Origin of the sequence: Achromobacter insuavis (genome assembly GCF_902859645.1) — a bacterium.
GTDB classification, from domain to species: domain Bacteria; phylum Pseudomonadota; class Gammaproteobacteria; order Burkholderiales; family Burkholderiaceae_B; genus Achromobacter; species Achromobacter insuavis.
The window spans coordinates 33,020-53,453 of record NZ_CADIJR010000034.1; the positions used below are offsets into that span (position 1 = coordinate 33,020).

The window sequence follows — 20,434 nt, forward strand, 5'->3', positions numbered from 1 at the left end:
AGGCGACCGCGCGCGGCGCTGGGTAGCATCGGCGCATGCGAGCAAAATCCATCTTCGCCGTCCCCACGACCCTGTCCGACGCCGAGCGCCAGCAGCGCCGGCACGCGCTGGTGCGCCTGTCGCTGGCGTGGCTGGCGATGATGCAGGTGATGATGTTCGCCTGGCCCGGCTACCTGCGCCACGAGGGCATTCCCAAGGATGCCCTGGACACGCTCGACTGGGCTATCGTGCTGATGAACTGGGCCAGCCTGGCCCTGACGGTGCCGGTGGTGCTGTATTCGGCCTGGCCGATCTGGCGCCACGCCGGCGCCAACCTGCGCCAGGGCCGCGCCGGCATGGACGTGCCGGTGGCGCTGGGCATCGTCGCCGCCTTCATTCCCAGCGTGCACGCCACCTACAGCGGCCACGGCGAGGTCTATTTCGATTCGGTCACGATGTTCGTCGCCTTCCTGCTGACCGCGCGCTACCTGGAACTGTGCGCGCGCCAGTCGTTCGGCGGCAGCGCCGGCGGCCAGCGCCATGCGCGGGTCGAGGCCCAGCGCCAGTTGCTGGGCGCGGGCGCCGACCGGCTGGCGTCGCGCTTCGTCATGGCGCAGGTGGCGCTGGCGCTGGGCGCGGCGGCGGTCTGGGCCTATATCGACCCGGCCCACAGCATCCCGGTGATGGTGGCGCTGCTGGTCATGAGCTGTCCCTGTGCCATGTCGATGGCGGTGCCCACCTCCATGGCGTCGGCCCATTCGGCGCTGGCGGCGCATCCGTCCATGCCCGACGCGGCGCTGGACGCGCTGCTGGCCCAGGCGCAACGCAAGGCGCGCCAGAACCTGCACGGCTCGCTGGCCTGGCACCTGCTGATGACGCCTCTGGCGCTGGTCGGCTGGGTCACGCCCTGGCTGGCGGCCATCACCATGCTGGTGTCGTCGCTGGCGGTGGCCTACAACTCCTGGCGCCTGTCGCGCCAGGATTGGTCGGGCAGCGCGGCGCCCGGCGGCGCGCTGGAGGCCGCGCCATGACCATCCTGTACCTGCTCCTGCCGCTGTCCCTGCTGTTCGTGCTGGCCATCGGCGTGTCGTTGTGGTGGGCCGTGTTCAACGGCCAGTACGACGATACCGACAACGCCGGCACCGCCATCCTGCGCGACGACGACAGCGGCCCGGCCTCGCGCGGCTAGCATCCCTCCGGCATTCAGGATTCCGCGGGCGGCGGCCATCAGGCAGCCGCCCGCTCCGCCGTGGCCGCCGCCGCGCCATGGACGTTGCGCCGGCGCTGCGGGTTCCCCTGCACGGCCAATAGGGTTTGATTCACATCAACCCCGGTTTACCCGCGACCCCCCATCATTGAAACCTGAAGCTAATTGTTTCTTTTGGGGGAAGGGTGATGAACGATTGCGCCGCAATCGCAAGCAAGGCCGATACCTTCAACTATCGCATCGTGAGGCAGTTCGCGCTCATGACGGTGGTCTGGGGCATTGTCGGCATGGCTGTGGGCGTTTTTCTCGCCGCGCAGCTGATTTGGCCTCAGTTGAATTTCGACACCGCCTGGCTGAGCTACGGCCGCCTGCGCCCGCTGCACACCAACGCCGTGATCTTCGCCTTCGGCGGCAGCGCGCTGTTCGCGACCTCGTACTACGTGGTCCAGCGCACCTGTCAGACCCGCCTTTTCTGTGACAAGCTGGCCGCGTTCACGTTCTGGGGCTGGCAGGCGGTCATCGTCGCCGCCGCCATCACGCTGCCGCTGGGTTACACCAGCAGCAAGGAATACGCCGAACTCGAATGGCCGATCGACATCCTGATCACGCTGGTCTGGGTGGCCTACGCCATCGTGTTCTTCGGCACCATCATCAAGCGCCGGTCCAAGCACATCTACGTGGCCAACTGGTTCTTCGGCTCGTACATCCTCACCATCGCCATCCTGCACATCTTCAACAACATCGAGATGCCGGTGACGCTGTGGAAGTCGTACTCGGCCTACGCCGGGGTGCAGGACGCCATGGTGCAGTGGTGGTACGGCCACAACGCGGTCGGCTTCTTCCTGACCACCAGCTTCCTGGGCATGATGTATTACTTCGTGCCCAAGCAGGCCGGCCGTCCGATCTACTCGTACCGCCTGTCCATCGTCCACTTCTGGGCGCTGGCCTTCACCTACATGTGGGCCGGTCCGCACCACCTGCTGTACACCTCGCTGCCCGACTGGACCCAGTCGCTGGGCATGACGTTCTCGCTGATCCTGCTGGCGCCGTCGTGGGGCGGCATGATCAACGGCATCATGACGCTGCAGGGCGCCTGGTACAAGCTGCGCACCGATCCGATCCTGAAGTTCATGGTGACCGCGCTGTCGTTCTACGGCATGGCGACGTTCGAAGGCTCGATGATGTCGATCCGCACCGTGAACGCGCTGTCGCACTACACCGACTGGACCATCGGCCACGTGCACTCCGGCGCGCTGGGCTGGGTCGCGATGATCTCGTTCGGCTCGCTCTACTACCTGATCCCGCGCCTGTATGGCCGCGAGAAGATGTACAGCGTCAAGGCCATCGAACTGCACTTCTGGATCGCCACCATCGGCGTGGTGCTGTACATCGCCGCGATGTGGATCGCCGGGGTGCAGCAGGGCCTGATGTGGCGCGACACCGCCGCCGACGGCACGCTGGTCTACAGCTTCGTCGAGGAACTCAAGACGCGGGTGCCGTACTACCTGATCCGTCTGCTGGGCGGGGCGCTGTTCCTGTCGGGCGTGCTGGTCATGGCCTGGAACGTGTGGAAGACGGTGCGCGGCGCGCAGGCGGTCAACCCCGCCATCCCGCAGGACGATCCCCACACCACCCGCGCGCCGGCTGTCGCCGCGCCCGCGCCGGCCACCGTTTGACGAGGACATCATGGCCAACAAGCAACAAGGCTTTTTTTCCCACCAGACGCTCGAGAAGAACATCGGCTGGATGATCATCGCCAGCATCCTGGTGGTGTCCTTCGCCGGCCTGGTGCAGATCGTGCCGCTGTTCTTCCAGCACAGCACCACGCAGCCGGTGGCGGGGGTCGAACCCTACAGCCCGCTGCGCCTGATGGGCCGCGACGTCTACATCCGCGAAGGCTGTGTCGGCTGCCACTCGCAGCAGGTGCGCCTGCTGGCCGCCGAAGTGCAGCGCTACGGCTCGTACTCGCTGGCCTCGGAATCGGTGTTCGACCATCCCTTCCTGTGGGGCTCCAAGCGCACCGGTCCCGACCTGGCGCGCGTGGGTGAACGCTATTCCGACGACTGGCACCGCATCCACCTGCGCAACCCGCGCAAGGTGGTGCCCGAGTCCAACATGCCCGCCTATCCGTGGCTGGAAAAGACCGTGATCACCGGCCAGAACGTCGACCAGCGGATGCGCGCGCTGCGCGCCCTGGGCGTGCCCTACACCGACGAGGAGATCGCCGCGGCGCCCAAGGCCATCGAAGGCAAGACCGAAGAGGACGCGCTGGTGGCCTACCTGCAAGGGCTGGGCGTCGGCGTGCGCAAGGCGCAGCAGGCCAAAAAGGCGGAAGAGGCCAAAAAGGCCGAAGAAGCCAGGAAGGCCGCGCAGCAGCCGGCCGCCGCCGCGCAACCCGCGGCCACCGGAGGCTGATCATGGCCCTGCTGAGCGCAATCGTCACCGCCATTTCGATGGCAACCTTTTTCGGCATCGTCTGGTGGGCCTGCTCGCGCGGCCGCCAGCATGCCAACAGCGAATCGGCCATGCTGCCGTTCGCGCTGCCCGATGAATTCGGGCCGGCACAACAAGATGGAGCGGATCGGTCATGAGCGATTTCGTCAATGGCTTCTGGGGGTATTTCATCTCGATCGTCGCGGTCGGCGGCGTGGTCTGGTGTGTGTGGCTGCTGTACACGCAGCGCCGCTGGCTCAGCACCAAGCCGGCCAACGGCCAGGTCGAGGACACCGGCCACGTCTGGGACGGCGACCTCACGGAACTGAACAACCCGGTGCCCGGCTGGTGGACCTGGATGTACCTGCTGGCCTGCGCCTTCGCGCTGGGCTACCTGTTCTTCATGCCCGGCCTGGGTGAGTACAAGGGCCAGCTGGGCTACAGCAGCGCCGACGAAGTGGCGCAGCAGCAGGCCAAGATGGCCGCGGCGGTGCGTCCCATCTACGCGCGCTTCGAAACCATGACGGTGCCGCAGATCGCCGCGGACCCGGGCGCCCGTGAAATCGGCCAGCGCCTGTTCCTGAACACCTGCGCGCAGTGCCATGGCTCCGACGCCAAGGGCGGCCCCAGCTTTCCCAACCTGACCGACAGCGACTGGCTGCACGGCGGCTCGCCCGAGGCCATCATGCAGACCATCACCAACGGCCGCATCGGCATGATGCCGCCCTGGAAATCGGCCATCGACCCCAAGACCGCCGGCGACATCGCGCAGTACGTGCGTTCGCTGTCGGGCCTGACGGCCGACCCGGTGCGGGTGTTCCGCGGCCAGCGCGAGTTCGCCAACTTCTGCGTCGCCTGTCACGGCGTCGACGGCAAGGGCAACCAGGCGCTGGGCGCGCCCAACCTGACGGACGACGTCTGGCTCTACGGCAGCTCGGAGGCCACCATCGTCAAGACGATCCTGGACGGCCGCGACAACCGCATGCCGGCGCACGGCGACATCCTCAGCCCGGAACAGATCAAGATCCTGACCGCCTGGGTCTGGGGCCTGTCCAACAAGCCGGACGCGCAGGCGCAACCGGCCACGGCCGCCGCCTCGGCCAAGTAGGCCTCGCCACATAGGTGGGGGCGCGCCGCGACGGCAGCCCCCATATCACATGGACTTACCGCACGGAGCAGCACATGGATGATGGGTCAACCGCAAGCGTCAGCAGTTCGCCTGGCGGCGACCCGCCACCCTGGCGGCCGCACACGCGGCCGCCGCGTCCTGGCCAGGAGACGCTGGAGCAGACCCTGGCCGGCGTGCGCAGCAAGATCTATCCGCGTTCGGTCAGCGGCATCTTCGCGCGCTGGCGCATCGCCTTCGTCTTCCTTACCCAGCTTATCTTCTACGGCCTGCCGTGGCTGCAATGGAACGGCCGCCAGGCGGTGCTGTTCGACCTGGGCGCGCGCAAGTTCTACCTGTTCGGCCTGGTGCTGTGGCCGCAGGACGTGGTCTACCTGGCGGTGCTGCTGGTGATCTCGGCGCTGGCGCTGTTCCTGTTCACCGCGGTGGCGGGGCGGCTGTTCTGCGGCTACGCCTGTCCGCAGACGGTCTACACCGAGATCTTCATGTGGATCGAGCGCAAGGTCGAAGGCGACCGCGTCGCCCGCATCCGGCTCGATGAATCGCCCTGGACCTGGCGCAAGGCGCGCCTGAAGGTCACCAAGCACTTCCTGTGGATCGCGCTGGCCTGGTGGACCGGCTCCACCTTCATCGGCTACTTCGCGCCGATCCGCGAGCTGGGCCATGAACTGTTCACGCTGCAGCTGGGGCCGTGGCAATGGTTCTGGATGGTGTTCTACGGCTTCGCCACCTGGGGCAACGCCGGTTTCATGCGCGAGTCGGTGTGCAAGTACATGTGCCCGTACGCCCGCTTCCAGAGCGTGATGGTCGACCCCGACACTTTCGTCGTGACCTACGACAAGCGCCGCGGCGATCCGCGCGGCGGCCGTTCGCGCAAGGTCGACCACAAGGCCGCGGGGCTGGGCGACTGCGTCGATTGCAGCCTGTGCGTGCAGGTGTGCCCGACCGGCATCGACATCCGCGAGGGCCTGCAATACATGTGCATCGGTTGCGGCGCCTGTATCGACGCCTGCGAACAGGTGATGGACAAGATGCAGTATCCGTCCGGACTGATCCGCTACACCTCCGAGCGGGCCATGCTGGACGGGCTGTCGACGCAAAGCGCGCGTTCGCACCTGCTGCGGCCGCGGGTGCTGATCTACGGCTCGCTGATCCTGGTGCTGGCGGTGGCGTTCGTGGCCTCGCTGGCGATGCGCAATCCGCTGCGGGTGGACGTAATCCGCGATCGCGGCGCGCTGGGCCGCGAGGTGGCCGGCGGCATGATCGAGAACGTGTACCGGCTGCAGATCATCAATACGTCGGATTCGCCGCTGCGGCTGCGGCTGTCGGCCGACGGCATGCCCGGGCTGGCGGTGCGCGCCGGACAAAGCGAGTCGGACGTGGTGGAAGTGGAGGCGGCCGCCAACAAGCTGGTGCCGATGGTGATCCGCGCGCCGGCCGGCGCCGAGCCGGGCGCCCACCCGATCACGTTGCGGGCCCGCGCCCACGACCAGGAGAACCGGCCCGTCGAGACCGATGAAGCCGCAAGTTTCTATGTGCCCGATTGATTCCGAATAAAGGATGCCAACGATGAATACTGCCCATGTCGCCGCGCCGATGCCGGTCAAACCCTGGTACCGCGAATTCTGGCCCTGGTTCCTGATGGCGGGGCCGTTCCTGGCGGTGGTCGGCTGTTCGATCACGATCTACCTGGCCTATACCCAGTTCGGCAACCAGCCGATCCAGGAAGGCGTGGTCAAGCGCGGTCTGGTGATCGAGCAGGCGGACACGCTGCCGACGCCGCCGGCCGCGATCGGCGTTCGTTGATGATTTCCGGAGGCGCGCCATGGGGTTGAGGTCGTTGATGTGGATACTGTGGCCGTCGTTCCTGGCGGCGGCCGTGGGCAGCGCGATTGTCTTTGCCCTGATCGATCCGCTGGATGTGGCGGTGTTCGGGTATGTGCCGACGGGGCGGGTGGGGTTTTATACGGTGTCGTTCTTTCTGCTTTGGGGGATGGCGGGGGCGTCGAGTGCGTTGACGGCTTATTTGATGCCTAAGGTGGAGGAAGATCCGGATCTTTAGGCTTGGGTTATCTGGGGGCTTTGGTTTGGTGCTGCGGGGGAGGGCTTCGTAGGTCGCCCCTCGCGGCGGGCGAGTCGGTGGCGGGCGCCCACGATTGCGGTCCGGAGCGTTCGCTCCGGACTGCCCCGTTGTCATCCTCGTCCTCGCCTGCGGCGACTCCTTCGGATTCCCTCGGGCGCATCGAGGTTGCCCGCCACCGACTCGCCCGCCGCGAGGGGCTGCGAGAGTCTTGGGGCGTCGCGTTGTCAGATCGGCGGGGGCATGGAGAGGTTTGCGGGGCCCGCCCCAGGTCGGCCGCGCGGGCGGCCTTTTGGGGCTTACGCGGTGTGTTGCGTCGGGGGCTGGTGGTATTTGCCCTGGGTGTGGCGCGCCTTTATTCCGTGTCGTGCAGCAGGTCCACGAAGTGCCTGGCGGGCGCGCTCAGCGGGCGGTCCTTGGGGATGATGCTGCCGAAGGCGGTCAGGGTGTGCTGGAGTTGGTAGGGGATGATGGCGAGCAGGCCGTGGCGGGCGTAGCGGCTGGCGACGGAGTCGGGGATGACGCCCAGCATGTCGGACTTCATGGCCAGGTTGGTGGTGGTGAGGATCGAGGCGGACTCGATCAGGCCCTTGGGCAGGGCGGTGTCGTGGGCGCGGAATTCCTGTTCCAGGACGTCGCGCATGGGGCTGCCGTGGGGTTGCAGGATCCAGGGGTAGGCCTGCAGCGCGTCGAAGCTGATGCGCTTGCGGCGGGTCAGGGGGTGGTCGACGGCGGCGATGACGGAGAGGGCCTCGTCGCCGATGGGGCGGAAGACGTAGTGGCTTTCGGACAGGGTCAGCATGCGGCCGATGACGACGTCGAGCTTGCCCTCGTTCAGGCGTTCGATCAGCAGGTCGCTGGTGCCGGTGGAGATCTCCACGGCCAGTAGCGGGTAGGTCTGCTTCAGGCGCAGCAGGGCGTCGGTGAGGTGGCCCGGCGAGGCGGCCATGATGCTGCCGATGAAAAGTTTGCCGGCGCTGCCCAGGCGCAATTCTTCCAGTTCGCGCGCCAGCGACGACACCGTGCCGCGCATGCCGCGGAAATACTCCATCACGCATTCCCCGGCGGCGGTCAGCGCCAGGCCGCGGCCGACCCGTTCGAACAGCGGTTGGCCGATGGCCAGTTCCAGCTCGTGCAGCATCTTGCTGGCGGCGGACTGGGTCATGTTGAGCTGCGCGGCGGCGGCGCGCAGGGTGCCGCGTTCCTCGATGGCCAGCAGCAGCACGATCTGCCGCATGCGCAGGCGCGAAAGCAGCGCGGGGACGTTCGGGACGCGTTCCATGATTGATCGCCTGTAGTGAACGGTTGGTGCAAAAGTTTCATTTTACGGAAACAGCGGTTGTTTCTAAGATGCAGGCATAACAAAGCCCGCTACGGGCCATAAGCCCCCAAGGAGACAACCATGAAGACTCGGCTTTATGCCGCATTGGCGGCGGGCGTGCTGTGCCTGTCCGCCGCCGCATCCGCCCAGGCGCAGAGCGCCGACTGGCCGACCCGGCCGCTGCGCCTGCTGGTGGGCTCGGCCCCCGGCGGCGGCACCGACGCCATGGCGCGCGCCGTGGCCGACAAGCTCGGGCCAATGCTCAAGCAGACCGTGGTGGTGGAGAACAAGCCGGGCGCGTCCAACACGCTGGCGGCGGACCTGGCGGCCAAGTCGGGCGACGGCCACACCATGGTGATGGGCGTGTCCACCGCGCACGCGATCGCGCCGCACCTGCTCAAGCTGGGCTACGACAACGACCGCGACCTGACGCCGGTGGTGTTCGTGGGCGCGGTGCCGAACATCCTGGTGGTCAACAACCAGCTGCCGGCGCAATCGGTGCAGGAGCTGATCGCGCTGCTCAAGCGCAAGCCGGGCGAATACAACTTCGCCAGCAGCGGCTCGGGCAGCACCCAGCACATCGCCGCCGAGCTGTTCAAGGACGCCACCGGCGTGCAGATGACGCACATTCCCTATCGCGGCAGCGGTCCGGCGATGGTCGACCTGATGGGTGGCCAGGTGCAGATCGCCTTCGAGACCGCGTCGTCCGTCATCCCGCACATCAAGAGCGGCAAGGTGCGCGCCCTGGCGGTGCTGAGCGCCAGGCGCAACCCGCAGCTGCCCGACGTGCCGACCATGGCCGAGGCCGGCGTCAGCGGCGTCGAGATGAGCGCCTGGTACGGCATCTACATGCCCGGCAACACCCCGGCGGCGGTGCAGCAGCGCGTGCATGACTCGGTCAACGCGGTGCTGGCCATGCCCGAGACCCGGACGCGCCTGCTGGCCATCGGCGCCGACATCAGCCCGATGAGCCAGGCGCAGTTCGCGCAGTTCCACCAGGCCGAGAACCAGCGCTACGCCGCCATCATCAAGAAGAACCATATTTCCGTGGAATGAACGCAGCATGAGCATCGACAGCAACTCCGCCAAGCCCGTCATCGCCCTGACGCTGGGCGACCCCGCCGGCATCGGCCCCGAACTGATCGCGCGCCTGCTGGCGCGGCCCGAGGCGACGCAACTGGCCAACATCGTGCTGGTGGGCGATGAATGGCTGTGGCGCGAAGGCCAGCGGGTGGCCGGCGTGCAGGTGGCCACGCAGCCGGTGGCCGGCTTCGACGCCGTGCGGGCGCGGCCGGACACCGGCGTGCCGGCGTGGCTGGCGATGCAGACCGTGCGGCGCGAGGACGTCAACCTGGGCCAGGCGCAGGCGCCCGGCGGCGCCTCGGTGCTGCGGGTGCTGGACGCCTGCATGGACGCGGCGCTGGCCGGCCATATCGACGCCATCTGTTTCGCGCCGCTGAACAAGCACGCGATGAAGCAGGGCGGCCTGCGCCACGACGACGAGCTGCACCACTTCGCGCAGTACCTGGGCGTGACCGGCTACTTCTGCGAGTTCAACACGCTCGGCGAGCTGTGGACCTCGCGCGTGTCCTCGCACATTCCGCTCAAGGACGCCGCCGCCGCGCTCAGCATCGACGGCATCAAGGCCGCCACGCGGCTGATCTACCAATCCCTGCAGGCCAATGGCGTGGCCGCGCCGCGGGTGGCCGTGGCGGCCTTCAATCCGCATGGCGGCGACGGCGGCACCTGCGGGCGCGAAGAGGTCGACATCATCGCCCCGGCCGTGCGCCAGCTGAACCAGGAAGGGCTGCCGGCGCAGGGCCCGTTCCCGGCCGACACCATCTTCCTGAAGGCGCAGGCGGGCGAGTTCCAGGCCATCGTCACCATGTACCACGACCAGGGCCAGATCGCGATCAAGCTGCTGGGCTTCTCGCGCGGCGTGACGGTGCAGGGCGGCCTGCCGATCCCGATCACCACGCCGGCCCACGGCACCGCCTACGACATCGCCGGCCAGGGACGCGCCAACGTCGACGCCACCTGGCAGGCCTTCCGCATCGCCTGCCGCATGGGGCTGTCGCACCGCGCCGCGCGCGCGGCGGCCTGAGGCGGCCGCGCTTTCCCGTTCATCGCATCGTTCGACTCTTTTCGCAGGAATCCCCCATGAAGATCAAATCCGTCCGCGCGCGCGTCTTTGAATGGACCGGCAAGACCGTGCCGCCACAAGGCAACTTCTGCTCCAACGCCATGGACCTGCTGTATTCGCCGCAGGAAACCATGAGCACCTTCCGCTTCCATGGCTGGACCGTGGTCGAGGTCGAGACCGACGACGGCATCGTCGGGCTGGGCAACGTGGCGCTGGCGCCACGGGTGGCCAAGGCCATCATCGACCAGTACCTGGCGCCGCTGGTGATCGGCCAGGACCCGTGGGACTACGAATACCTGTGGCAGCGCATGTACCGCGCCACCCACGCCTGGGGCCGCAAGGGCGTGACCATGGCGGCGATCTCGGGCGTGGACCTGGCGATCTGGGACATCCTGGGCAAGTCGGTCGGCAAGCCGGTCTTCAAGCTGCTGGGCGGGCGCACCAAGGAGAAGATCCCGGTCTATTACTCCAAGCTCTACCGCACCGACCTGAAGGCCATGCAGGAAGAGGCCCAGACCTACCTGGACCAGGGCTTCACCGCCTTCAAGATGCGCTTCGGCTACGGCCCGGCGCACCTGCAGCGCGGCGTGTCGGAGAACCTGAAGTCGGTCGAGGCGGTGCGCGAGGTGATCGGCTACGACACCGACCTGATGCTCGAATGCTACATGGGCTGGAACCTGGAATACGCCAAGCGCATGCTGCCCAAGCTGGAGAAGTTCGAGCCGCGCTGGCTGGAGGAACCGGTCATCGCCGACGACATCGACGGCTATGCGGAGCTGAACCAGCTGACGTCCATCCCCATCTCGGGCGGCGAGCACGAGTTCTCACTGTACGGCTTCAAGCAGCTGCTGGACCGCAAGGCGGTGTCGGTGGTGCAGTACGACACAAACCGCGTCGGCGGCATCACCGCCGCGCACAAGATCAACGCCCTGTGCGAGGCCTACAGCGTGCCGGTGATCCCGCACGCCGGCCAGATGCATAACTACCACCTGACCATGAGCACGCTGGCTTCGCCCATGAGCGAGTACTTCCCGATGTTCGACGTGGAAGTGGGCAACGAACTCTTCTACTACATCTTCGACGGCGAGCCGGTGGCCAGGGAAGGCTTCATCGACCTGGACGACGACAAGCCGGGCCTGGGCCTGAGCCTGAAGACCGAATACCTGAAAGACTTCAACATCATCGAGTGAGCGCCATGACCACGACGACTGTGCCGGCGCCGCGCTATCGCGGCATCTTCCCGGTGGTGCCCACCATCTTCACCGAAGCGGGCGGGCTGGACCTGCCGGGCCAGAAGCGCGCCGTCGATTTCATGATCGACAGCGGCGTGGATGGCCTGTGCATCCTGGCCAATTTCTCCGAGCAGTTCTCGCTGTCGGACGACGAACGCGAGATCCTCACGCGCGCGCTGCTGGAACACGTGGCGGGCCGGGTGCCGGTGATCGTCACCACCACGCACTACGGCACCCAGGTGTGCGCGGCGCGCAGCCGCCGGGCGCAGGAGCAGGGCGCGGCCATGGTGATGATCATGCCGCCGTACCACGGCGCCACCCTCCGCGTTGCCGAGGAACAGGTGGTCGGGTTCTTCCAGCAGGTCTCGGACGCCATCGACATCCCCATCATGATCCAGGACGCGCCGGTCGCCGGCACGCCGCTGTCCGCCGCGCTGCTGGCGCGCATGGCGCGCGAGATCGCGCAGGTGTCGTACTTCAAGATCGAGACCGCGGGCGCGGCCAGCAAGCTGCGCGACCTGATCGCGTTGGGCGGCGCCGCGGTGGAAGGGCCGTGGGATGGCGAAGAGGCCATCACGCTGCTGCCGGACCTGGATGCCGGCGCCACCGGCTCCATGACGGGCGGCGGCTTCGCCGATGGGCTGCGCCCCATCATCGAGGCGCATCGCGCCGGCCGCCGCGACGAGGCCTATGCCCTGTACGAGCGCTGGCTGCCGCTGATCAACTACGAGAACCGCCAGGGCGGCATCCTGACCGCCAAGGCCCTCATGAAGGCCGGCGGCGTGATCGCCTGCGACGCGCCGCGCCATCCGTTCCCGGCCATGCGGCCGGAGGTGCGGCAGGGGTTGCTGGAGGTGGCGCGGCGGCTGGATCCGCTGGTGCTGCGCTGGGCGCGCTAGGGCGCCCGGCCGGGGACGGGCGCAGGCGTTACGGCACCAGCGACAGGCCGATGCGGAACTGCGATTCGTTGCGCTGGTTGTAGCCCAGCAGCGTTTCGCCGTAGCCGTTGAAGTACTGCAGGTGCAGGTAGCCGTTCATGTTCAGCCAGGTGCGCTGCAGCGGCCAGGCGAAGTCGAGCTGGGTGGTGCGGCGGCGCTGGTCGCCCTGGCGGTACATGGCCGAGACCACCGCGCCGTTGTCCTGCGCCCAGCGCAGGTTCCAGTCGACGCGGCCGGCGTAGTCGGCGTAGTCGGAGTTCTCGCTGGCCACGCCGAAATAGGCCTTGACCTTGGGCGCGAAGGTCAGCGTGCTGCCGCCGTCGAAGCGGTAGTTGAACTGCGGCTGGATGTAGGCGTCGTTGACCGAGCGCGAGTCGTCGCCGGCCTTGCCGTTGGAGTTGTGCTCGACGCCGGTGTTCATGCCCAGCCGCCAGCTCTGGTTCTCCGATTGCCACATGTTGTCCGACAGCCAGAACAGGCTCGGGTTGAAGGTGGTGTCGATGAAGGGCATGGAATCGCCCTGCAGGTCCCACAGCGAGGTCTGGGTATAGCCCAGGTAGAAATTCTCGCCCCAGGTCGCCGGGCGGTTGCCGGACGGGCTGAACAGGCGGTACTTGGCGCTGATCTGGAAGCGCGCGGTGGTCTGGCCGCGGGTGCCGATGTCGAAGTACACCGGCTTGTATTCCGAGATCGCGCTGCGGAAATGATCGAAGGCCGATTGCTGGTAGCTCGAGACGGCCACGGTGTCTGGCGCCGGGCCGCCTTCGGGCGACGCGCCGGCCGCGGCCACCGCGGCCGGCGGCACGGGCTGGCCGGTGCGCGGGTCGACCACCGGGCCGGGCGCGGGCGTGCTGGCCAGCGTGCCGCTGTCGCGGCCGGTGGCGTCCAGCGCCATCATGGCCGGCTGGCCCTCGATCGACACGGCCTGCAGGCCGCGCGCGCTGGCGGGCACTTCCGCGCTCCAGGCCATCCGCGCGAAATTGTTGACCGGCACGCTGTAATTGGCCTTGCCGCCCTGCAGCTTGGCCAGGCTGCGCACGATCTGGCCATCCTGGCCGCGCCACTGCAGCACCAGCTCGGGCGGCGCTTCCCAGGTGGCGCGGGCATTGCCTTCGTTGAAATACACGGCCTCGATGGTGACGGTGTCGCCGGGGGCGGCGGACGGCCGGTCCAGCCGGTACGACACGCCGGCGGCCGCGGTGCCGCCCAGGCCCAGGGCCAGGGCGGCGGTGAGGGTGCGCAAGGGAAGGGCGATGCGTCGGGACATGGTCATGGAAGGCCGTTTGAATTGTGACGAAGCAATGTAGCATCGCCCCGGCCTACATTTTGTAAGTCGGGCTTATCGAATGTAGGACTTGCAACATGCGCGGGGGAACGGGGCGCCGCATCACCCGCCCGCTTATAAGACTTATGCCGGCTAGCAGCCAAATGCTTTGAAGATAGACTTCAACGCATGAATGTCCGGGATCGCCGGATTCAAGCGTGTCTTCGCATTCCGTCGCGTCGTCGCCAGGTTCCTCGGTCCCCAACGATTGGCCATGCGCACCGAATGGCCATCAAGAAAATCACTAGAAAAACGGGCGCTGAACATGGAATCCTCCGTCTGCCATGGCTGCTTGCTCCATCTGGAGGCATACATCAACTGGCTCGACGACATCATCTGGGGCCGCTATTTCATCGTGATCCTGCTGGCTGTCGGCATCTATTACAGCATCCGGTTGAAGTTTCCCCAGGTTTTGATGGCGAAATATGCGCTCTCCGTGATTACCGAAAAAGACCACGGCGCAAAAGGGAACAAGAGCCATATTTCGCCCTATGAGGCCTTGATGATCTCCATGGGGACGCGCGTCGGCATCGGCACGATCGTCGGCATGGCGGTCGCCGTGGTGCAGGGAGGCCCGGGCGTGATCGTCTGGATGTGGCTGGCGGCGTTCCTGAACGGCGCCATTTCCGTGGCGGAAAACACCCTGGGGCAGGTCTACAAGAGCCGCGATGGCGACGGCTTCAAGGGCGGGGCGCCGTACTACCTGGCGAAAGGACTGGGCGCCAGGAAGCTCGCCATTGTCAGCAGCGCGCTGATGATCCTGACAGGCTGGTCGTTTTCCGTGCTGTTCAGCTACACCATCTACACCTCCTTCGAACCCTGGGTGCCGGCGGCGGCCGCCGGCGCGAGCCATCTGAGCCTGTACGTGGGCGCCGGCATCGTCGTGTTCGCGTCGATCATGTTCTTTGGCGGCGGCAGGTACATCGCGAGATTCACCAGCTATGTCACGCCGTTCATGTCCGTGGGTTTCATCCTGATCGCCCTGTACAGCATCGCCATCCACTGGGACAAGGCCGGACGGATACTCGGACAGATACTCGACAGCGCCTTTGACGTCGGCAGCATCTTGGGCGGCTTTGCCGGCAGCGTGCTCGTCATCGGCATCAAGCGGGCGATGTTCGCCAACGAGGCCGGGCTGGGCTCCGTGCCGGGGGCGGCCGCGGCCGCGCATACCAGCCATCCGGTCAAGCAGGGGATCGTCCAGGCATTCTGCGTGTTCGTCGATACGCTGATTGCCTCGCTGAGCGTGCTTTTCGTGCTGTTCAGCGACAGTTACGGCAATGCGCTGACCGATGCGGACGGGCAGAGGCTGACGGCCCTGCCATTGGTGCAATCCGCCATGCGCGAGTCGTTGGGCGTGTTCGGCAACTACTACATGACCTTCCTGATCGTGGTGCTGACCGCCACGGTGCTGGTGGGTTCGTATTACATCGGCCAGATGAACCTCAAGTACATCTCGGATAAGCGCCTGACGGTGAACGCATACCGGATCGTCACGATAGGGGTCCTGTTCATCGGCGCGCAGGCCTCGCTGGACCTGGCATGGAACACGGCCAATGTGGTGATGGGCCTGTGCGCCACCATCAATATCGTCGCCGTGTTTCTGTTGTTCAAGGTGGTGAAGGTCAGCGTGGATGACTTTCTGAACCAAAAGAGACAGGGCATCAATCCGACCTTCAGCGCCAGGAAACTTGGCATTGAAAACGCGGAATGCTGGGACTGAGAAGATCGATCGTCAGGACAAGGAGAGTCCGTCATGCATTTCAACGACACCACGGCAGTCAGGAAAAGCCTGCCCGCCACGCCGCTCTGGCAGTGGACGGCCACCGAAATCGCGCGGGCCATTCGCCACAAGGCGGTCAGTTCGGTCGAGGCGACCCAAAGCGTGCTCGATCGCATCGAGCAGGTCAATCCGCGGCTGAATGCCATCATCAACCTGATGACGGACAAGGCGCTGCTTCAGGCCAGGCAGGCCGACGAGCTGTTGGCGCGCGGAACGCTGTTGTCGCCCCTGCATGGCGTTCCCGTCACGATCAAGGACAACGTCGATGTGAAGGGCGAGAGAAACACCAACGGCGGCGTCTTCAGGAATCGTGTCAGCCAGCACGACAGCACGATCGCGGAAAACTTCAACGCCGCGGGCTGCGTCACGCTCGGCATGACCAATCTGCCGGAATTCGCGCTGCGTTTTTTCTCCGAGAATCCGCTGTTCGGACGCACGCTGAATCCCTGGGACGAGGCATTGACGCCCGGCGGCAGCAGCGGCGGCGCGGCAAGCGCCGTGGCCTCGGGCATGGGTTTCATCGGGCATGGCAACGATATCGGCGGCTCGATTCGTTATCCGGCGTATGCCTGCGGGGTGTACGGGTTGCGCCCGACCTGGGGCACGGTGCCGCAATTCGATCCCGGCAGTCCCGGCGGCCGGGCGTTTGCCAGTGCGTTCTTTTCGGTCGAAGGCCCCCTGGCGCGTTGCGTCAATGACATCCGCCTGGGGCTGGAGGTGCTGTCACGCAAGAGCATCCGGGATCAGGCCTGGGTGCCCGCGCCGCTGACCTATGACGAACACAGGATCAAGCGCATCGCGCTGGTGACGGAAATAGAGGGCATGCGGATCGAACCCGTCATCAAGGACAATCTGCGCAAGACCGCGGCTTGGCTGGAGCAGGATGGCTATGTGGTCGAAGAGATAACGCTGCCGGATTTCCTGCTGGCGACGGAAGTCTGGAGCAAGATCGTGGTCGCCGATAAAACCACCATGATGGGCGAGGTCGTTGCCGAATTGGGTTCCCGCGACATCCAGCGGGCATGGCGGGATATGTGCGACGTGTATGGGGGCGCCAAGGACCTGCGCGAATACATCCTCGCCATTGCCAAGCGCGATGAACTGAGGCGGCGCTACAACGAGATCCTGGCGGTGTATCCCGTGATCATGCTGCCGATCTCGGGGCAGGAGCCGTTCCGGTGGGGGGATGACTTGAAAGGCGCCGACCACTTCCGCAATGTGCTGCTCCCGGCGCAGATTCCCCTGCTGTCGCTGGTGGCCTTGAACTATCCCTCCATGAGCGTGCCGACGGGACTGCGTGATGGCCATGTGCCCCAGGGCGTGCAACTGTTCGCCGCCGACTTCCGCGCGGACCTGTGCATGCAGGTGGCCGAGGACATCGAGCATCACGCCAGGATGCCCTTCGCGTTCGGCGATTGACGCCGGTGGCCCCATGATGCCCGCACGGCGTTGCCTGCACGGGTCATGGGGCCACGTACCACGCGGCTTATTCGCCGAACTTGATGCCCTGCGCCAGCGGCAGGTTGCGCGAGTAGTTGATGGTGTTGGTGGCGCGGCGCATGTAGTTGCGCCAGGCATCCGAACCCGACTCGCGGCCGCCGCCGGTTTCCTTTTCACCGCCGAAGGCGCCGCCGATCTCGGCGCCCGAGGTGCCGATGTTGACGTTGGCGATGCCGCAGTCCGAACCCGAGGCCGACAGGAAGGTCTCGGCCTCGCGCAGGTCGTTGGTGAAGATGGCCGACGACAGGCCTTGCGGCACGCCGTTCTGCAGCGCCAGCGCCTGGTTGAAGTCGCTGTAGCGCATCACGTACAGGATCGGCGCGAAGGTCTCGTGGCAGACCACGTCGGTCTGGCCGGGCATCTCGGCGATGGCGGGGCGCACGTACCAGGCGTCCGGGTACTGGTCGGCCAGCACGCGTTCGCCGCCGGTGACCTTGCCGCCCTGTTCGCCGGCGGCCTTGAGCGCGGCCTGCATGGCGTCGAACGAGGCGCGGTCGATCAGCGGGCCGACCAGGTTCTTGCCGTCCAGCGGGTTGCCGATGGGCGCGCTGGCATAGGCCTTGTGCAGGCGTTGCAGCAGGTCGTTGGCCACGCTTTCGTGCACGATCAGGCGGCGCGTGGTGGTGCAGCGCTGGCCGGCGGTGCCGATGGCGCCGAAGACGATGCCGCGCGCGGCCATGTCGAGGTCGGCGGTGGGGCCGACGATGATGGCGTTGTTGCCGCCCAGTTCCAGCAGCACGCGGCCGAAGCGCTGCGCCACGCGCGGGCCGACCTGGCGGCCCATGCGGGTCGAGCCGGTGGCCGACACCAGCGCCACGGCGTGCGAATCCACCAGCGCCTCGCCGATGTCGCGGCCGCCGATCAGCACTTCCGACAGGCCGGCCGGCGCGTCGCCGAAGCGCTGTACCGCCTGCGCGAACAGCGCCTGGCAGGCCAGCGCGGTCAGCGGCGTCTTTTCCGACGGCTTCCAGACCACGGCGTTGCCGCACACCAGCGCCAGCGCGGCATTCCACGACCACACCGCCACCGGGAAGTTGAAGGCGCTGATGACGCCTACCACGCCCAGCGGATGCCAGGTTTCCATCATGCGGTGGCCGGGGCGCTCGGAGGCGATGGTCAGGCCGTACAGCTGGCGCGACAGGCCCACGGCGAAGTCGCAGATGTCGATCATTTCCTGGACCTCGCCTTCGCCCTCGGCCACGATCTTGCCGGCTTCCAGGCTGACCAGGCGGCCCAGCTCGCGCTTGTGCTGGCGCAGCGTTTCGCCGAACAGGCGCAGCAGTTCGCCGCGGCGCGGCGCCGGCACGTCGCGCCAGGCCAGGCTGGCCTGGCGGGCGCGGGTGATGGCCGCATGGGCCTGCGCCACCGTGTGCTCGTGGACCTGGGCCAGCTCGGCGCCGTCGATCGGGCTGCGGGCGACGAGCGTGCCGCCGGTCAGGGTCGCGGGATTGAGGCCGAGTGCGCGCAGGATGTCTTGGGGCGTGTCCATACCGGTTCCTTGGAGATGCCGGCGAAGGGGCGAGCCTTCGCTTAAGGGTTATGCCTAAGTGGCGATTCTGGAAATAAATTTACTATACGAAACTCCAGCGTGAAATGCGAAACCTTTTTTTGAAGGCGATGCGCGTGTCAGAACCCCTGCTGCTAGTCGAGTCGGTCACCAAGACCTATCAGCGCGAAGGCCAGCCCGATCATCTGGCGCTGGCGGGCATCGACTGCCGCCTGGACCGTGGCGAGGTGCTGGTGGTGGTGGGGCCGTCGGGCTCGGGCAAGAGCACCTTCCTGCGCACCCTCAATGGCCTGGAACGCATCGACAGCGGCACCATCCGGGTCGACGGCGTGTCGCTGACCGACCCGGCCACCGACGTCAACCGCTGGCGCACCGACGTCGGCATGGTGTTCCAGCACTTCAATTTGTTCCAGCATCGCACCGCGCTCGACAACGTGGCCCTGCCGCAGCGCGTGGTGCGCGGCCGCGACCGGGCCCAGGCCGAGCGTTACGCGCTCGAATTGCTGGACCGGGTCGGCATGGCCGACTTCGGCGCGCGCTATCCCAGCCAGTTGTCCGGCGGCCAGCAGCAACGCGTGGCGATCGCCCGCGCCCTGGCGATGGATCCCAAGCTGATGCTGTTCGACGAAGCCACCTCGGCGCTCGATCCGGAGACCGTCTGCGGCATCCTGGAGCTGATGCACGCCCTGGCGCGCGACGGCATGACCATGGCGGTGGTGACGCACGAGATGGGCTTCGCCCGCGACGTGGGCGACCGCGCGCTGTTCATGGACGCCGGCCGCATCGTCGAGTCCGGCACCCCGGCCGAGGTCTTCGGCCAGCCGAAAGAGGCGCGCACCCGCGCCTTCCTGGAAAAGATTCTGTAGCGGGCCGGCGGCGCCGGGCCCGCGTGGCCGTTCGTATCTACGCATCACGCAGTCTTCGCTTCACGCAGCACGCCGCATCCGCATCACGCAGCAACCGCAGTACGCAGCAAGCAGGGCCGGCCCGGCCTGACCGGGCGCCGCCGGCATCAGGTGTACGCCCGGAACGACACACGTCATTCATCCAGAAGGGGAAGCAAATGCTGAAAATCAAACAATGGCTGGGAGCCGCCGGCGTCGCGCTGGCCGTGGCCGCGATCGCGCAGCCGGCCCGGGCCGACGAGCTGTCGGACATCATCAAGCGCGGCGAACTGCGGGTGGCGGTGCAGACCTCCGGCCCGCTGATGAGCTTCATGGACAAGAGCGGCAAGCGCACCGGCCTGGCGGTCGAGGTGGCCAAGCGCATGGCCGACGACCTGGGCGTCAAGCTGGTGCTGCAGGACTACGAATGGAAGGGCCTGATCCCGGCGCTGCTGTCGGGCAAGGCCGACATGGTGGCCGCCGACATGACGCCGACCCCGGCGCGCGCCGCCCAGGTGCTGTTCTCGGCGCCGATGTTCTACGCCGACACCGTCGCCGTGGTGCCCAAGGATTCGCCGTACAAGTCGTACGCGGAGCTGGACAAGGACGGCGTGACCGTCGGCGCGCTGGGCGCCAGCACCTATGCCGAGGTCGGCAAGAAGATGCTGCCCAAGGCCACGCTCAAGGAATTCTCCGGCGGCAGCGCGCCGGTCGGCCAGGCGCTGTCCACCGGCCGCCTGGACGCCGGCATCATGTCCCTGTCCACCGCCAACCAGTTCCTGGTCGACTTCGGCAACCTGCGGGTGCTGGACGGCATCATGGTGCGCGAGCCGCTGGCCTTCGCCGTCGGCCCCAACGCCTTCCGCCTGAAGTTCTGGCTCGACAACTGGCAGACGCTCAAGACCGCCGACAACACGCTGCCGGAACAGGTCAAGTACTGGTATTCGACCGACTGGAAGAAAGACCACTGATCGCGC

At 66.9% G+C, this 20,434-nt stretch carries 20 protein-coding genes; 17 read left to right on the plus strand and 3 right to left on the minus strand.

Annotated elements, in window-relative coordinates:
• The first annotated feature begins 35 nt into the window (after nt 1-35).
• From H0523_RS17600 to H0523_RS17640, 9 genes are all read left to right on the plus strand, one after another.
• On the plus strand, nt 36-1,010 hold the full coding sequence (locus H0523_RS17600) for a P-type ATPase actuator domain-containing protein (RefSeq protein WP_054431642.1): 975 nt from the start codon (nt 36-38) through the stop codon (nt 1,008-1,010).
• Nucleotides 1,007-1,168: a cbb3-type cytochrome oxidase assembly protein CcoS gene (ccoS, locus tag H0523_RS17605; RefSeq protein ID WP_006390533.1), complete on the plus strand. Its 162-nt coding sequence runs from the start codon at nt 1,007-1,009 to the stop codon at nt 1,166-1,168. The genes H0523_RS17600 and ccoS overlap by 4 nt, the downstream gene beginning before the upstream one ends.
• Before the next feature lie 206 nt (nt 1,169-1,374).
• Complete coding sequence (gene ccoN, locus H0523_RS17610) at nt 1,375-2,862, plus strand: cytochrome-c oxidase, cbb3-type subunit I (protein ID WP_054431641.1); 1,488 nt, start codon at nt 1,375-1,377, stop codon at nt 2,860-2,862.
• A 10-nt stretch (nt 2,863-2,872) separates the two neighbouring features.
• On the plus strand, nt 2,873-3,601 hold the full coding sequence (gene ccoO, locus H0523_RS17615) for a cytochrome-c oxidase, cbb3-type subunit II (protein ID WP_054431640.1): 729 nt from the start codon (nt 2,873-2,875) through the stop codon (nt 3,599-3,601).
• Nucleotides 3,601-3,777 carry a cbb3-type cytochrome oxidase subunit 3 gene (locus H0523_RS17620; protein WP_080977556.1) on the plus strand — a complete coding sequence of 59 codons (177 nt, stop codon included), beginning with the start codon at nt 3,601-3,603 and terminating at the stop codon, nt 3,775-3,777. The genes ccoO and H0523_RS17620 overlap by 1 nt, the downstream gene beginning before the upstream one ends.
• On the plus strand, nt 3,774-4,727 hold the full coding sequence (ccoP, locus tag H0523_RS17625; protein WP_054431639.1) for a cytochrome-c oxidase, cbb3-type subunit III: 954 nt from the start codon (nt 3,774-3,776) through the stop codon (nt 4,725-4,727). Before H0523_RS17620 ends, ccoP begins: the two co-directional genes overlap by 4 nt.
• Nucleotides 4,728-4,801: 74 nt before the next feature.
• Complete coding sequence (gene ccoG / locus H0523_RS17630) at nt 4,802-6,292, plus strand: cytochrome c oxidase accessory protein CcoG (RefSeq protein ID WP_054431638.1); 1,491 nt, start codon at nt 4,802-4,804, stop codon at nt 6,290-6,292.
• A 22-nt stretch (nt 6,293-6,314) separates the two neighbouring features.
• Nucleotides 6,315-6,551, plus strand: coding sequence for a FixH family protein (locus tag H0523_RS17635; RefSeq protein WP_054431637.1), 237 nt, complete (start codon nt 6,315-6,317; stop codon nt 6,549-6,551).
• A gap of 19 nt (nt 6,552-6,570) precedes the next feature.
• Nucleotides 6,571-6,807, plus strand: coding sequence for a hypothetical protein (locus tag H0523_RS17640; RefSeq protein WP_026383281.1), 237 nt, complete (start codon nt 6,571-6,573; stop codon nt 6,805-6,807).
• 373 nt (nt 6,808-7,180) lie between these two features.
• Here H0523_RS17640 and H0523_RS17645 read toward each other — a convergent pair whose 3' ends face one another.
• A complete protein-coding gene (locus H0523_RS17645; RefSeq protein ID WP_054431636.1) occupies nt 7,181-8,107 on the minus strand; it encodes a LysR family transcriptional regulator in 927 nt (308 codons plus the stop codon).
• 120 nt (nt 8,108-8,227) lie between these two features.
• Between H0523_RS17645 and H0523_RS17650 the strand changes: the two genes are divergently transcribed.
• Genes H0523_RS17650 through H0523_RS17665 form a run of 4 tightly spaced genes read left to right on the plus strand, consistent with a single transcriptional unit; the run spans nt 8,228 to nt 12,420 of the window.
• The gene (locus H0523_RS17650; RefSeq protein ID WP_054431635.1) at nt 8,228-9,202 is read left to right on the plus strand and encodes a Bug family tripartite tricarboxylate transporter substrate binding protein; all 975 of its coding nucleotides are present in this window, start codon (nt 8,228-8,230) and stop codon (nt 9,200-9,202) included.
• A gap of 7 nt (nt 9,203-9,209) precedes the next feature.
• Nucleotides 9,210-10,250, plus strand: coding sequence for a 4-hydroxythreonine-4-phosphate dehydrogenase PdxA (locus H0523_RS17655; protein ID WP_054431634.1), 1,041 nt, complete (start codon nt 9,210-9,212; stop codon nt 10,248-10,250).
• A gap of 56 nt (nt 10,251-10,306) precedes the next feature.
• Nucleotides 10,307-11,479 carry an L-rhamnonate dehydratase gene (locus H0523_RS17660; protein ID WP_054431633.1) on the plus strand — a complete coding sequence of 391 codons (1,173 nt, stop codon included), beginning with the start codon at nt 10,307-10,309 and terminating at the stop codon, nt 11,477-11,479.
• A 5-nt stretch (nt 11,480-11,484) separates the two neighbouring features.
• Complete coding sequence (locus tag H0523_RS17665) at nt 11,485-12,420, plus strand: dihydrodipicolinate synthase family protein (protein ID WP_054431632.1); 936 nt, start codon at nt 11,485-11,487, stop codon at nt 12,418-12,420.
• Nucleotides 12,421-12,448: 28 nt separating this feature from the next.
• Here H0523_RS17665 and H0523_RS17670 read toward each other — a convergent pair whose 3' ends face one another.
• Complete coding sequence (locus H0523_RS17670; protein ID WP_054431631.1) at nt 12,449-13,732, minus strand: phospholipase A; 1,284 nt, start codon at nt 13,730-13,732, stop codon at nt 12,449-12,451.
• 265 nt (nt 13,733-13,997) lie between these two features.
• Here H0523_RS17670 and H0523_RS17675 point away from each other — a divergent pair, with 265 nt between their 5' ends.
• Nucleotides 13,998-15,506, plus strand: coding sequence for an alanine/glycine:cation symporter family protein (locus H0523_RS17675; protein ID WP_180180108.1), 1,509 nt, complete (start codon nt 13,998-14,000; stop codon nt 15,504-15,506).
• Nucleotides 15,507-15,539: 33 nt separating this feature from the next.
• Nucleotides 15,540-16,985, plus strand: coding sequence for an amidase (locus H0523_RS17680; RefSeq protein ID WP_054431629.1), 1,446 nt, complete (start codon nt 15,540-15,542; stop codon nt 16,983-16,985).
• Nucleotides 16,986-17,052: 67 nt separating this feature from the next.
• On the opposite strand, the gene amaB is transcribed toward H0523_RS17680, so the two are convergent.
• Nucleotides 17,053-18,555 carry an L-piperidine-6-carboxylate dehydrogenase gene (amaB, locus tag H0523_RS17685; RefSeq protein WP_054431628.1) on the minus strand — a complete coding sequence of 501 codons (1,503 nt, stop codon included), beginning with the start codon at nt 18,553-18,555 and terminating at the stop codon, nt 17,053-17,055.
• 128 nt (nt 18,556-18,683) lie between these two features.
• Between amaB and H0523_RS17690 the strand changes: the two genes are divergently transcribed.
• Both H0523_RS17690 and H0523_RS17695 read left to right on the plus strand, forming a co-directional pair.
• Entirely contained in the window at nt 18,684-19,439 is a 756-nt protein-coding gene (locus H0523_RS17690; RefSeq protein ID WP_054431737.1) for an amino acid ABC transporter ATP-binding protein, read from the plus strand.
• Between the two features lie 197 nt (nt 19,440-19,636).
• Nucleotides 19,637-20,428, plus strand: coding sequence for an ABC transporter substrate-binding protein (locus tag H0523_RS17695; protein ID WP_054431627.1), 792 nt, complete (start codon nt 19,637-19,639; stop codon nt 20,426-20,428).
• The last annotated feature ends 6 nt before the right edge of the window (nt 20,429-20,434 follow it).

Coding starts and splice junctions, on each gene's coding strand:
- ccoO (WP_054431640.1), top strand. CDS start 2,873: ATGGCCAACAAGCAACAAGGCTTTTTTTCCCACCAGACGCTCGAGAAG.
- H0523_RS17600 (WP_054431642.1), top strand. CDS start 36: ATGCGAGCAAAATCCATCTTCGCCGTCCCCACGACCCTGTCCGACGCC.
- ccoP (WP_054431639.1), top strand. CDS start 3,774: ATGAGCGATTTCGTCAATGGCTTCTGGGGGTATTTCATCTCGATCGTC.
- amaB (WP_054431628.1), bottom strand. CDS start 18,555: ATGGACACGCCCCAAGACATCCTGCGCGCACTCGGCCTCAATCCCGCG.
- H0523_RS17645 (WP_054431636.1), bottom strand. CDS start 8,107: ATGGAACGCGTCCCGAACGTCCCCGCGCTGCTTTCGCGCCTGCGCATG.
- H0523_RS17640 (WP_026383281.1), top strand. CDS start 6,571: ATGGGGTTGAGGTCGTTGATGTGGATACTGTGGCCGTCGTTCCTGGCG.
- H0523_RS17660 (WP_054431633.1), top strand. CDS start 10,307: ATGAAGATCAAATCCGTCCGCGCGCGCGTCTTTGAATGGACCGGCAAG.
- H0523_RS17655 (WP_054431634.1), top strand. CDS start 9,210: ATGAGCATCGACAGCAACTCCGCCAAGCCCGTCATCGCCCTGACGCTG.
- H0523_RS17675 (WP_180180108.1), top strand. CDS start 13,998: ATGCGCACCGAATGGCCATCAAGAAAATCACTAGAAAAACGGGCGCTG.
- H0523_RS17670 (WP_054431631.1), bottom strand. CDS start 13,732: ATGACCATGTCCCGACGCATCGCCCTTCCCTTGCGCACCCTCACCGCC.
- ccoN (WP_054431641.1), top strand. CDS start 1,375: ATGAACGATTGCGCCGCAATCGCAAGCAAGGCCGATACCTTCAACTAT.
- H0523_RS17665 (WP_054431632.1), top strand. CDS start 11,485: ATGACCACGACGACTGTGCCGGCGCCGCGCTATCGCGGCATCTTCCCG.
- H0523_RS17690 (WP_054431737.1), top strand. CDS start 18,684: ATGCGCGTGTCAGAACCCCTGCTGCTAGTCGAGTCGGTCACCAAGACC.
- H0523_RS17695 (WP_054431627.1), top strand. CDS start 19,637: ATGCTGAAAATCAAACAATGGCTGGGAGCCGCCGGCGTCGCGCTGGCC.
- H0523_RS17635 (WP_054431637.1), top strand. CDS start 6,315: ATGAATACTGCCCATGTCGCCGCGCCGATGCCGGTCAAACCCTGGTAC.
- ccoS (WP_006390533.1), top strand. CDS start 1,007: ATGACCATCCTGTACCTGCTCCTGCCGCTGTCCCTGCTGTTCGTGCTG.
- ccoG (WP_054431638.1), top strand. CDS start 4,802: ATGGATGATGGGTCAACCGCAAGCGTCAGCAGTTCGCCTGGCGGCGAC.
- H0523_RS17680 (WP_054431629.1), top strand. CDS start 15,540: ATGCATTTCAACGACACCACGGCAGTCAGGAAAAGCCTGCCCGCCACG.
- H0523_RS17650 (WP_054431635.1), top strand. CDS start 8,228: ATGAAGACTCGGCTTTATGCCGCATTGGCGGCGGGCGTGCTGTGCCTG.